General features: G+C 59.3%; 11 protein-coding genes and 1 pseudogene. 6 read left to right on the top strand and 6 right to left on the bottom strand.

Annotated elements, in window-relative coordinates:
• The first annotated feature begins 293 nt into the window (after nt 1-293).
• The gene (locus JFT87_RS09560; protein WP_201200699.1) at nt 294-662 is read left to right on the top strand and encodes an endonuclease domain-containing protein; all 369 of its coding nucleotides are present in this window, start codon (nt 294-296) and stop codon (nt 660-662) included.
• A 393-nt stretch (nt 663-1,055) separates the two neighbouring features.
• On the opposite strand, the gene JFT87_RS09555 is transcribed toward JFT87_RS09560, so the two are convergent.
• Nucleotides 1,056-1,463 carry an HPF/RaiA family ribosome-associated protein gene (locus JFT87_RS09555; protein ID WP_201200697.1) on the bottom strand — a complete coding sequence of 136 codons (408 nt, stop codon included), beginning with the start codon at nt 1,461-1,463 and terminating at the stop codon, nt 1,056-1,058.
• 213 nt (nt 1,464-1,676) lie between these two features.
• A complete protein-coding gene (locus JFT87_RS09550; RefSeq protein WP_054049783.1) occupies nt 1,677-2,624 on the bottom strand; it encodes a LysR substrate-binding domain-containing protein in 948 nt (315 codons plus the stop codon).
• Nucleotides 2,625-2,759: 135 nt separating this feature from the next.
• On the opposite strand from JFT87_RS09550, the gene JFT87_RS09545 reads away from it, so the two are divergent.
• The 3 genes from JFT87_RS09545 to JFT87_RS09535 all read left to right on the top strand — a co-directional run bounded on the left by JFT87_RS09545 (nt 2,760) and on the right by JFT87_RS09535 (nt 6,029).
• The gene (locus tag JFT87_RS09545) at nt 2,760-4,136 is read left to right on the top strand and encodes an L-serine ammonia-lyase (protein WP_201200693.1); all 1,377 of its coding nucleotides are present in this window, start codon (nt 2,760-2,762) and stop codon (nt 4,134-4,136) included.
• A gap of 62 nt (nt 4,137-4,198) precedes the next feature.
• On the top strand, nt 4,199-5,500 hold the full coding sequence (locus JFT87_RS09540; RefSeq protein ID WP_201200689.1) for a serine/threonine transporter: 1,302 nt from the start codon (nt 4,199-4,201) through the stop codon (nt 5,498-5,500).
• A 211-nt stretch (nt 5,501-5,711) separates the two neighbouring features.
• Nucleotides 5,712-6,029, top strand: coding sequence for a DUF3509 domain-containing protein (locus tag JFT87_RS09535; RefSeq protein WP_201200688.1), 318 nt, complete (start codon nt 5,712-5,714; stop codon nt 6,027-6,029).
• Here the strand turns inward: JFT87_RS09535 and JFT87_RS09530 are convergent.
• Nucleotides 6,026-6,526: a phosphate-starvation-inducible protein PsiE gene (locus tag JFT87_RS09530; protein ID WP_201195733.1), complete on the bottom strand. Its 501-nt coding sequence runs from the start codon at nt 6,524-6,526 to the stop codon at nt 6,026-6,028. The genes JFT87_RS09535 and JFT87_RS09530 overlap by 4 nt on opposite strands.
• 356 nt (nt 6,527-6,882) lie before the next feature.
• Between JFT87_RS09530 and JFT87_RS09525 the strand changes: the two are divergent.
• A pseudogene (locus tag JFT87_RS09525) lies at nt 6,883-7,137 on the top strand (YebG family protein); the annotation flags it as partial.
• A gap of 249 nt (nt 7,138-7,386) precedes the next feature.
• On the opposite strand, the gene JFT87_RS09520 reads toward JFT87_RS09525, so the two are convergent.
• Nucleotides 7,387-8,406: a Glu/Leu/Phe/Val dehydrogenase family protein gene (locus tag JFT87_RS09520; RefSeq protein WP_201200684.1), complete on the bottom strand. Its 1,020-nt coding sequence runs from the start codon at nt 8,404-8,406 to the stop codon at nt 7,387-7,389.
• Nucleotides 8,407-8,589: 183 nt separating this feature from the next.
• On the opposite strand from JFT87_RS09520, the gene JFT87_RS09515 reads away from it, so the two are divergent.
• Nucleotides 8,590-9,393 carry a SirB1 family protein gene (locus JFT87_RS09515; RefSeq protein ID WP_201200682.1) on the top strand — a complete coding sequence of 268 codons (804 nt, stop codon included), beginning with the start codon at nt 8,590-8,592 and terminating at the stop codon, nt 9,391-9,393.
• Nucleotides 9,394-9,470: 77 nt separating this feature from the next.
• Here the strand turns inward: JFT87_RS09515 and JFT87_RS09510 are convergent, their stop codons facing one another.
• Nucleotides 9,471-10,826 carry an MFS transporter gene (locus tag JFT87_RS09510; protein WP_201200680.1) on the bottom strand — a complete coding sequence of 452 codons (1,356 nt, stop codon included), beginning with the start codon at nt 10,824-10,826 and terminating at the stop codon, nt 9,471-9,473.
• 148 nt (nt 10,827-10,974) lie between these two features.
• Nucleotides 10,975-11,610, bottom strand: coding sequence for a maleylacetoacetate isomerase (gene maiA, locus JFT87_RS09505; protein ID WP_201200678.1), 636 nt, complete (start codon nt 11,608-11,610; stop codon nt 10,975-10,977).
• Nucleotides 11,611-11,617 lie beyond the last annotated feature (7 nt).

Here is an 11,617-nt window from a genome sequence, read left to right as displayed (position 1 = left end):
CCGACCTGAAGGTGCTGTGCCGAATACATAGTCGACGCGGTTTTTCAGGTCGATGTACCTCTTCAGACACCTCGGTCGGCTCCCTCTCCTTCCGGGAGAGGGGACTGATTTGGGGAGCTGCAGAAATACATCGACCTGAAAGTACTGTGCCGAATCCATAGTCGACGCGGTTTTTCAGGTCGATGTACCTCTTCAGACAGCTCGGTCGGCTCCCTCTCCTTCCGGGAGAGGGCTGGGGTGAGGGTCATGGACTACATTAAAACTTCAAATCAACTTCACAAGGATCGTGAAGCATGCAAACTCGCCCCACCCTCGCCCAATTCGCCCGCCAGTTACGCCTTAATCAAACCGATTGCGAGCATCTGCTCTGGCAGAGATTGCGCTCACGTCAAATCGCCCACCTGAAATTTCGGCGGCAGTTTCCCTGTCCGCCCTACGTGCTGGACTTTTACTGTACTGAACTGAAATTGGCGATTGAGCTGGATGGTGGCCAGCACTATGAAACGCCGGGATTGATGTACGACCAGCGCCGAACAGATCATCTGTATAAGCAAGGCATTGAAGTCGTGCGCTTCAGTAATCTGGAGGTACTTCAGCAGATGGATGAAGTACTTGATCAGATCATGCGAATTGCGGCAATTCGAAGATCGCCCTCACCCTAACCCTCTCCCGGAGGGAGAGGGGACTGATTGGGGGATGCTGATGATTTTTCGCCGACCTGAACGTGCTATGCCGAATCCACAATCGACTCGGTCTTTCAGGTCGATGTACCTCTTCAGACACCTCGCCGGCCCTCTCTCCTTCCGGGAGAGGTGGCTGATTGGGGGGCCGCAGAAATACATCGACCTGAAAGTACTGTGCCGAATCCACAATCGACTCGGTCTTTCAGGTCGATGCACCTCTTCAGACACCTCGGTCGGCTCCCTCTCCTTCCGGGAGAGGGCTGGGGTGAGGGGCTGCCCTCTAATGCCCTGCGCAAAAAAGCGCCACGCAAACAAAAACGGGCCTGCATTCGCAGGCCCGTTCTCATTGGGTTGGCTTATAAAATCAGCGTATCAGCTGTTGATCGCTGCCTGTTCGTTCTCATCAAACTCTTCCGCCAACAGCTTGTCGTTGGCCTTGCCGGTGAATGGGACTACAGCGGCACGTGGCTTGCCCCGCAGTTTGCCGAACAGGTGATCCAGCGCATGTTCCAGTTTGGTGGCCGCCCCGTCGATCGCTTGTTCAAGGGTATCGGCTTTATGGGTCACAGAAATTGGTTGATGGCCTTTAGGCCGCGCTTCCAGCTGGCAGCGCATGTCATGCGGTCCGGGCTTGTCGCCGTTTTCGTCCCGCAGGTGAACCTCGACGCGGGTCAGGTCCTCTTCATAACGTTCGAGCGTGCTCTCAATGGTAGTACGTACCCACTCCTCCAGTCGGATGCTGCTTTGAATATGGTTATCGCTGTTGACTTGGATTTGCATAGTTCATCCCTTATTTCAGCTAGCTCGCGAGAGGCCGGTCGGCTAGCCCTTGGGCGTCATCACCGTGACCTCTTACTTACACAATCGGTCTGTGCGCAGAACATTTCAACCCCTAAAAAAAGATAATTTTTCAGACGCAAAAAAAGCCGGACAAGGAGCAAAAGCGCTGTTAAGGTCGGGAGTTCGGTCGCTTCACTTCTTTGTCACAATTGCTCACATCTGCTGCTCCGCCAACGGGTGCAGACTGCGAAAAATCCCCGCCTCTTCTACCAGCCAATCATGCACCGCACGCACGCCCGGATGGCTCAACGCCCCCGGCGCATAGAGCAGCACGTAGCGTTTGTGATTCGGCACCGCCAACCCGAACGGCACAATCAGCGTGCCCCGCTCCAGTTCATCGTTCAGCAATGTTCGCCGCGCAATCGCCACGCCCATCCCGGCAATCGCCGCCTCAATGGTCAGGTGATTGCGATTGAAGGTGTGCCCGCGCCGTACGTCGGCGCCTTCGAAGCCGATGGCATTGAGGTAGAACTCCCACTCCGCGTACTCGTAACTGCCACGCCAGGCAGTGATGTCGTGCAGCAACGGAAAATGCACCAGGTCGGCCGGGCCGTGCAGCGGTGGGCGGCCGCGCAACAGGCTCGGGGCGCACACCGGGAAAATCTGCTCGTCGAGCAAGGCTGTGGATAACAATCCGGGGTAACTGCCGTCGTTCAGGTCGATGGCCAGGTCGAAGTCGCCCTCGTGCAGCGGGACGCTGCTGTCCTCAGCCACCAGCCGCAACTGAATATCCGGAAAGCGCTGCTGCAAACGCGGCAGGCGCGGGGTCAGCCACTTGCTCAGGAACGACGGAATCGAGCGCAACCGTAGAATCCCACTGATCATTCCGGCGTCCAGTCGTCGCAATTCGGCATCGATGCTGCCGTACGCCTCGTTGACGGTGATGGCCAGTCGCTGGCCTTCGGCACTCAATTCCACACCCCGCGCACGCCGGTGAAACAGACGAAAGCCGAGGCGCTCTTCCAGCTGTCGGATTTGCTGGCTCACCGCACCCGGCGTGATGTGCAGTTCTTCGGCACAACGGGTGAACGACAAGTGCCGCGCGGCACAGGAAAACACGTGCAGCCAGACGTAGGTCTGGGCGTGCAATTGACGACTCATCGTTTAGTCCTGCTAAAGGCTGTCTTAGGAAGTTTCGTTGGTCATGGTGGACCGAGGTGGGCAGTATCGCCGACATTGCGCTTGTCCTACAAAAATGGCAGCGATTTCTCTTCCATTGCTTGTATAGGCTTTAGCATGGCTATCAGTGTTTTCGATCTCTTCAAAGTCGGCATCGGTCCGTCCAGTTCCCACACCGTCGGCCCGATGCGCGCCGCCGCGACCTTCGCCCAAACCCTGATTGACCAACATTTACTGGCTGACGTACGGCGAGTAGAAATCCGACTTTACGGCTCCCTGTCGGCGACCGGCGTCGGTCACGCGACTGACCGCGCCTGCGTCATGGGCCTGATGGGCGAATGGCCGGACAGCATTGATCCGACCACCATCGAAAGCAGAATCCACACGCTGCGCGAGACCGGCGAATTGTCGCTGGCAGGCAAATCGACCATCGCCTTCAACTGGCAACGCGATCTCCTGCTGCTCGACGAGAGCTTGCCCTACCACCCCAATGCGATGTCTCTGACAGCCTTCGGCGAAACCGGCGAACTGTATGAGCAAACGTACTACTCGGTGGGCGGCGGTTTCATCATCGAAGCGGCCGAAGCCGAGTCCGGCATTGCGCCGAGCAGCGACGTGGTACTGCCATACGATTTCTCCAGCGCCGCCGAATTGCTCAAGCTCTGCAACCAGCACGGGTTGCGGGTTTCCGAGTTGATGATGGCCAACGAACGGGCCTGGCGCAGCGACGCCGAGATTCGTCAGGGCCTGCTGCACATCTGGTCGGTGATGCGCGAATGTGTCGAGCAAGGTCTGCGCCACGAAGGCATCCTGCCCGGCGGTCTGAATGTTCCGCGCCGCGCGGCGAAATTGCACCGAAGCCTGTTGGAAATCGGCAAACCGAATGTCATCACTTCGACGCTGTCGGCGATGGAATGGGTCAACCTGTTCGCCCTCGCCGTGAACGAAGAAAACGCCGCCGGCGGACGTATGGTCACCGCACCTACAAACGGTGCGGCCGGGATCATTCCCGCAGTGCTGAGCTACTACATGAAATTCAACCCGGACGCGTCGGACGATGACGTGGTCGCGTTCTTTTTGGGCGCGGCGGCGGTCGGCATTCTCTGCAAGAAAAACGCGTCGATCTCCGGTGCCGAAGTCGGCTGTCAGGGTGAAGTTGGATCGGCTTGCGCGATGGCCGCTGCCGGTTTGGCCGATGTGCTCGGCGCCACCCCGGAGCAACTGGAAAATGCCGCAGAAATCGGCCTGGAACACAACCTCGGCCTGACCTGCGACCCGGTCGGCGGCCTGGTGCAGGTGCCGTGCATCGAGCGCAACGCCATCGCCGCGGTGAAGGCGATCAACGCCACGCAAATGGCCCTGCGCGGCGACGGCAAACACTTCATTTCCCTGGACCGGGTGATCCGCACCATGCGCGATACCGGCGCCGACATGCATGACAAATACAAAGAGACTTCACGGGGCGGCCTGGCGGTGAGCTGGGTGGAGTGCTGAGGAGCATTCCCGACCGTCCGTAACACGTGAGCCCGAGCAACAATAATAACGAGGCCAAAACGATGACCGATGTACGTACACCTGCTGCCGATAATCCTGCTGTAGACCTGCAACGCGACACCGCGACAGTCACCAAGGGCTGGAGCAAACAAGACACCACCTGGATGCTCGGCCTCTACGGCACGGCAATTGGTGCCGGCACGTTGTTCCTGCCGATCAACGCCGGCGTCGGTGGTTTTTGGCCGCTGTTGGTGTTGGCGGTTCTGGCGTTCCCGATGACCTTCTTCGCCCACCGCGGCCTGACGCGCTTCGTGCTGTCCGGCCGTTCGGGGGACATCACGGAAGTGGTGGAAGAACACTTTGGCATCGGTGCCGGCAAACTGATCACGCTGCTGTATTTCTTCGCGATCTTCCCGATTCTGCTGGTGTACAGCGTCGCGCTGACCAACACCTTGAGCAGCTTCATGGAGCACCAGTTGCACATCGCGCCGCCGCCCCGGGCGATTCTGTCGCTAGTGCTGATCCTCGGTTTGATGGCCATCGTGCGTTGCGGTCAAGGCGTGATCGTCAAATGCATGAGCGTGCTGGTTTACCCGTTCGTCGCGGCATTGCTGCTGCTCGGTCTCAGCCTGATCCCGAACTGGAACGGCGCGTTCTTCGCCAGCGCCAGCGAAGGCATGCCGCTGCCGCTGTTCTTCAAGACGCTGTGGCTGGCGATCCCGGTGATGGTGTTCTCGTTCAACCATTCGCCGATCATTTCTGCGTTCGCCGTCGATCAGAAGCAGCGTTACGGCGAGCAGGCCGAGCGCAAAAGCAGCGGCATCCTCGCTATCGCCCACGGGATGATGGTGGTGACGGTGATGTTCTTCTGCTTCAGCTGTGTGCTCGCGCTGTCCCCAGCGGATTTGGCGGCTGCCAAGGCGCAGAACATCTCGATCCTGTCGTACCTGGCCAACCACTTCCAGACCCCGGTCATCGCTTACGCCGCGCCGTTGATCGCGCTGGTGGCGATCACCAAATCCTTCCTCGGCCATTACATCGGCGCCAGCGAAGGCTTTCAGGGCCTGATCGTGAAGAGTTTGCGCGGCCGTGGCCGAGTGATGTCATCGAGCTGGCTGAACCGCGCGACCGCACTGTTCATGATTCTCTGCTGCTGGGCCGTGGCGACCTTTAACCCAAGCATCCTCGGCATGATCGAAACCCTCGGTGGGCCGATCATCGCGTGCCTGTTGTTCCTGATGCCGATGTACGCCATCCGCCGCGTGCCGGCTTTGCGCCAGTACTGCGGCCAGGCCTCGAACGTGTTCGTGGTGTTGATCGGTTTGATTGCACTGTCAGCGATCATCTATTCATTCCTGCCCTGAATCGGGCAGGCAAAAAGAAGGCGGGCCATGGTGCCCGCCTGCTTTTTGCCGTGATCATTGTTCGACAGTTTTCCCGGCATGGCCCTTGCTATGCCCTCCTACACGACATGGATGAAAGTACATGAACATGGAATGCCGATGGTCCGGTATTGCGAACCAACCCGATCATGGCCGGTCAACAACTGCACGTTCAATCAGGCGGTGACGCATCATGGACAACCCTTTTCAGCTCATTACCGATGCCTTTGCACCGGATTATCAGATCAACCTGAGCATTCAGGGTCTGGACGGCAGCATCATGCTGACCCTGTCCAACAGCGGCCGCGTGGTCGCTAAACGGATGATCAGCGCCGAGCAGCGCAATGATCCCAAGCGTCTGAAGCGCTTGGTGCAAAGCATTCAGTTCGGCATCGCCATCGAACAGGGCCACAGCGCCGTGGCGATCCTCGAAGCGATGACCGACGGCGACAATCGCAACCTGCCGCCGCCACAAATCAAAGGCCAGCCTCGCGTCGCGTTCGGGCTTTAAAGCTCGCCCTTCTCCACTTCGGGATGCTCACCGGAACCTGCGCCAATCTTGCGCTGCGGGTGTTCGATCTTCACCGAGGGGAATTGCGACGAGGCGTATCGCACCACCAGAATCGAAAACGCCAACAGCAGAATCCCGCCGCACAGGTAGATGATGCCGATGTCTGGTGGGTTGTGGTGCGAGACGTTGGAGATCAGCAGGCGCGTCAGCGCAGTGATCGCCACGTAGATCAGGAAGCGCACCGGCATGTGGTTGGTCTTGAAGTAAATCCCGACCATCGCCCCCAGTTCGAGGTAGATGAACAGCAGCAAGATGTCATCGATCTTGATGTGCCCCGCCTCGATCATCTGCAAAAACTCCATCACCGCCGCCCACGCGGTCACCGCACCGATGGCGAACAACGCCGCGTAATGGAAGGTCTCGACGAACAGGTTGCCCAGGGACTCGGCAAGTTGATGCACGTTCTGCCGCAGGTTCTCGGCCCAATTGATTTTCACGATGGTTCTTCCTTAGCTCGGTTCGAGCGGATGATGCGGGTTGGACGTGACGGTTGTTCTGCATGCAGAAAAAAGGCCAGAGGCTGTTGAGTGAGATGGCGATAGGCTGCCACTGGACACTTTTGTGCTGTCGGGACGGACGCCTTCGCGGGCAAGCCTCGCTCCTACGGATCACACCGACCTGTAGGAGCGAGGCTTACCCGCGAATGGAACAACACGGTCCACCTGACAAACGCCAAATTCGGTCTACATTAAAAAGCCACTACCCAAAGCGCAGGGATTCGCTTATCCTTTTCGCTGTATATAGATACAGTAGTCGCAAAGACAACTTAATGTGAAGGCATGTGAGGTGGTGAATGGCCGTCGAAGTGGTATACCGCAGCAGCCGAGATCTGGAGCGCTTGTTCATGGATAAAGCCGAAGCTGACCGTCATGACAAAATGCTCGAACTGGCCGAATTGCTGGCTGAAGTGTTGCAAAAAGCCGTTCCGTCCCTGAGCGAGCAGCAAGTCGAAGAAGCCGGGATTTACATGGCGAAGAACCGCGATGTGTTCGCCAAGGCGTTCAAGAGCCAGCCGGACGCACTGTCCGAGTTGCTGAGCGCGCCGGCTGAAGTCATTGAAGTTGCTAAACCTGTCGAGGTGGCTGAAGCCGCCGAGCCAGTCAAGCCAGCGAAAGCAGCCAAGCCTGCAAAATAAGCAACGCCCGAATTGAATAGGCTCTGAGTCATTGGACTCCGGGCCTTTTTAATGGCTGAAGATCAAAAGATCGCAGCCTTCGGCAGCTCCTACAGGTGTACACAAAACACCGTAGGAGCTGCCGAAGGCTGCGACCTTTTGATCTTGATCTTGCTCTGCAAATCACCGATACAAAACCTTCTCCGCCAACTCATCCGCCACCCGCGCCGGCGAGCGCTTTTCCGCCTGCGCATGGGCAAACACTTCAGTCAGCCGCGAAGCGATTTTCGACAGGTGGGCGGTGATCGTCGACAGCTCTTCGCCGCGGTGTTTGAGCGAAACGTAGATCAGCCCGCCGGAATTGATCACGTAATCCGGCGCATACAGAATCCCGCGCCGTTCAAGCTGATCGGCGACATCCAGATGCGTCAGTTGATTATTCGCCGACCCGGCCACCGCCGAGCAGCGCAGTTGCGTCACGCTATGACTGTTGAGTACACCGCCCAGGCCACAAGGCGCAAGGATGTCGCACGGGGTACTGAGCAATGCTTCGTTGGCGATCGGATGCGCGCCGAGCTGCTCCATCGCCAGTTGCACTTTGCCGTGATCGATGTCGCTGACCAACAGTTCGGCGCCGGCGGCGTGCAGTTGTTCAGCCAGCGCATAACCGACGTTGCCCAGGCCCTGGATGGCAACGCGCAAACCTTCGAGGTTATCGCTGCCGAGCCGGGCCATGGCGGTGGCGCGAATGCCGGTGAACACGCCCATTGCGGCGTGTGGTGCCGGGTCTCCCGCCGAAGTGGTGCTGGTGACGTGCTGGGTCTGTTGGGCGATGCAATCCATGTCCGCCACCGAGGTGCCGCTGTCGATGGCGGTGATGTAGCGACCGTCGAGCTGATTGATGCAACGCCCGAAGGCTTCAAACAACGCCGCGCGGTTTTCGACATGGACCGGGCGAACAATCACCGCCACGCCGCCGCCCTGGGCAAGACCGGCCAAGGCCGCCTTGTAGCTCATGCCTTGGGCGAGGCGCATGGCGTCCTCGACTGCGGATTCGTCGCTGGGATAGGCAAGGTAACGACATCCGCCCAGGGCAGGCCCCAGGCGGCTGTTATGAATGGCAATCACCGCCTTCAACCCGGTGACCGGGTCTACGCTAAGGTGCAGCGATTCAAGGCGAGTGCTTTGCATGAGAGCGAACATCGTCGGGCTCCCGAATCACTTCTTGTAGTCGCCAGTATAGGCTTGCGCCTGAAAATTGCTGAAGCGCACCGGAATAAGCAACGAGCCTTTCAGGGCTTTAGGACATAACCTGTAACCGCCTGTTTACGACACTGGACGAAAACCTGTGGCGGGGCTAAAACGAGGCATGCCCCGGAGATTTTGATGACCCCGCGCCAACGTTTTTTCGCCTGCCTGCAACGCTCACCGCCCGCCCTGTTCGAGGCGGCGCTGTGGATTGCGGCCGAACATGATGCCGAGATGAACCCCGAGGACGTTCTGGCGGACTTCAAGGACCTGCAACAACGGGTCAGCTCAGGCCTGCCGATGCTACCGGTGAGCGAACTGGCCCAGCCGTTGTTGCGCCGCATGAATGACCTGGGGTTCGCCCAGGACGACTTCACTCCATTGCGCCCGCAAGTGGCGTTGATTCACAAGGTGCTGGAACGTCGTCGAGGCCAACCGCTGGCGTTAGGGTTGATTGCACTGGAGCTGGCCAGAAGGCTGGAGATCCCTCTGGTCGGGGTCAACTTCCCCGGGCATTTCCTGCTGCGGGTGCAAGGCGCCGATCACCTGCTGGACCCCTGCGGTGGGCGCCGGTTGTACCCCAACGACTGCCGCGACTTGCTGCAACGTCAGTACGGCCCGAACATCAAACTCAGCGCCGAGCATTTACTGACGGCGGAGCCGGCGCACATGCTCCAGCGCCTGTCACGCAACCTGCGCCAGTTGCACCTTTCCAACGATGACTACATCGGCGCGTTGATTGACGCTGAGCGAGTGCTGGAACTGGGCAACGGCAACGCCGCCGACTACCTGGCCCGGGCCAGCCTCTATCAACGCCTCGACTGCCCGAACGCCGAGCGTTTCGACCTGGAGCACGCGCTGCTGCTCAGCGATGACCCGATCCAGCGGATTCGCCTGACCGAACGTTTGGGCCACCTGCCACCAAATTCTGTGGTTCATTAAACGCAAAAGATCGCAGCCTTCGGCAGCTCCTACAGGGTGTACGCCGTCCCAATGTAGGTGCTGCGATCTTTTGATCTTCAAGGTTTAACCACCACCCCCGACGGATCACCCGATGTTGCATCAACCGGTGAGCGCACCTGGATGATGAACAACGCCGCAATCACCGCCGGTATCGCACAGAAGAAGAAAATCTGCTGCACCGGAACGTGCATCGCCAGCAGCATGCTGCCAAACAGCGGCCCGAGGATCGAACCGAAACGTCCCACGCCCAGCGCCCAACCGGTGCCGGTGGCGCGCACCTGCGCCGGGTAGAAGTTACTCGCGAAGGCGTTGAGGGTCAGTTGCCCGCCGATGATGCAGAACCCGGCGGCAAATACGCTGGCCACCAGATAACGCGGATTGTCGTGATTGAGGCCCAGCAAAATCGTGCACAGCGCCGCCGCAGCCAGCACGCAGGACAGCAGACGCACTTTGCTTTTGAGACGGTCGGCAAACCAGGCCATGCAGATCGCACCGATGGTGCCGGCGAACAGGAACATCGACGTCACCAGGTTGGCTTCATTAAGTTTCAAGCCACTTTCCAGCAACAGCGTCGGCAGCCAACTGATCATGAAATACAGCAGGATCAGGCTGACGAAAAAGGTTGCCCAGATCAGCAACGTCGGGCGCGCATAACCGTTGCGGAACAACTCCAGCACCGTGAGTTTGCTGCCCTGCTCTTGCTCGTTTTGTTCAACCGAGGCGGCGGGCGGTTGCCAGTCCGGCAGCATCCGCGCGGTGACTTTGCGCAAGCGTGCGTAGGGCGGTGCATCGCGAAGTAAACGCGGCAGGGATTCAGGAAGGAACCAGGCCAGGAACGGAAACAGCAGCAAGGGCGTGACGCCGCCGGCGAGGAACACCGCTTGCCAGCCGAAACTGTCGATGAAACCCGCCGCGACAAACCCACCCGCCGCACCGCCGAATGAAAACCCGCAAGCGGCCAACGTCACCATCAAGGTGCGCAGTCGCGGTGGCGAATACTCCGACATCAGCGCCATCGCGCTCGGCATCGCCCCGCCCATGCCGATCCCGCAAATGAACCGCGCGGCCATCAGGGTATTCAGGGAATTGGCGAACACCATCAACACCGTGAGCGTGGCGTAGATCAGCACGCAACACAGCAGAATACGACGCACGCCAAAGCGATCCGCCAGCGGAGTGACAGCCAGTGAACCCAGGGTCAGGCCCAACAGGTTGGCGCTGAACACGGGGCCGAACGCGGCTTTTTCCAGGCCCCAATCCTGGGCCAGGGCCGGGACTACGTAACCGAGGACTTGCGCGTCGTAACCGTCGGTCACCAGCAGCAATGCCAACAGCAAAAGGAGCAACCATTGATAACGGGACACAGGACGGGCGTCGAGTGCCGCCCGGAAGCTGGCAATCTGGTTGTGCATCGCAAGGTACCTGTTTTGTTTTTATGGTTTTTTTGTGTTGCAAAACACCTTGTGGGAGCAAGGCTTGCCCGCGAAGGCGGTGGATCAGCTACACAATAAATAACTGAACCACCGCCCTCGCGGGCGGGTCTTGCTCCCACGATTTTGCTTACGGGGTGTCCGGCTGATTCGCCGGATGGGCCTTGATGAAGGCCGGGTGTGTCGCGGCCAGCGCCGCAACCCGGCGAATCCGCGGATAGGCCTCAAATGAAATGTTGAAACGCTCAGCCGCGTACAGCTGCGGGATCAGGTAAACATCCGCCAGCCCCGGTTGATCGCCGAAGCAGTAACCGGCATCTCCAATCAACTGCTCCACCGTCGCCAGGCCTTGGCTGATCCAGTGACCGATCCACTCCACCACTTGCGGTTCATCGTGCCCCAACTGGCGCAGTTTATTGAGCACGCTGACGTTGTGCAGCGGATGCACATCGCAGCCGATCACCGCCGCCACGCCGCGCTCGTGAGCGCGGGCAGCGAGGTCTTTGGACAGCAGAGGCACCTGTGGATAACGTTCCTCCAGGTACTCGATGATTGCCGGCGACTGGATCAACAGTTCACCTTCATCGGTACGCAAGGCCGGCACCCGACCTTGCGGGTTGACCGCCAGATACGCCGGCTGTCGGTGCTCGCCACCGGGCGGTGCGATCAGGTTGACCGGCAGCGCCTGGTAATCCAGCCCCTTCAGCGCCAACGCGATGCGCACCCGGTAAGACGAGGTCGAACGGTAGTAGGTAAAGAGTTCCATGACCCAA

Origin of the sequence: Pseudomonas sp. TH15 (assembly GCF_016651105.1) — a bacterium.
GTDB lineage: Bacteria > Pseudomonadota > Gammaproteobacteria > Pseudomonadales > Pseudomonadaceae > Aquipseudomonas.
The sequence above is the reverse complement of the archived record's forward strand: the minus strand, read 5'-3'. Positions and strand labels throughout refer to the sequence as shown.

Excerpts from the sequence above, each read along its gene's own strand:
- JFT87_RS09555 (WP_201200697.1), bottom strand. The coding sequence starts at position 1,463 with ATGCAAATCCAAGTCAACAGCGATAACCATATTCAAAGCAGCATCCGA.
- JFT87_RS09545 (WP_201200693.1), top strand. The coding sequence starts at position 2,760 with ATGGCTATCAGTGTTTTCGATCTCTTCAAAGTCGGCATCGGTCCGTCC.
- JFT87_RS09515 (WP_201200682.1), top strand. The coding sequence starts at position 8,590 with ATGACCCCGCGCCAACGTTTTTTCGCCTGCCTGCAACGCTCACCGCCC.
- JFT87_RS09510 (WP_201200680.1), bottom strand. The coding sequence starts at position 10,826 with ATGCACAACCAGATTGCCAGCTTCCGGGCGGCACTCGACGCCCGTCCT.
- JFT87_RS09520 (WP_201200684.1), bottom strand. The coding sequence starts at position 8,406 with ATGTTCGCTCTCATGCAAAGCACTCGCCTTGAATCGCTGCACCTTAGC.
- maiA (WP_201200678.1), bottom strand. The coding sequence starts at position 11,610 with ATGGAACTCTTTACCTACTACCGTTCGACCTCGTCTTACCGGGTGCGC.
- JFT87_RS09535 (WP_201200688.1), top strand. The coding sequence starts at position 5,712 with ATGGACAACCCTTTTCAGCTCATTACCGATGCCTTTGCACCGGATTAT.
- JFT87_RS09560 (WP_201200699.1), top strand. The coding sequence starts at position 294 with ATGCAAACTCGCCCCACCCTCGCCCAATTCGCCCGCCAGTTACGCCTT.
- JFT87_RS09540 (WP_201200689.1), top strand. The coding sequence starts at position 4,199 with ATGACCGATGTACGTACACCTGCTGCCGATAATCCTGCTGTAGACCTG.
- JFT87_RS09550 (WP_054049783.1), bottom strand. The coding sequence starts at position 2,624 with ATGAGTCGTCAATTGCACGCCCAGACCTACGTCTGGCTGCACGTGTTT.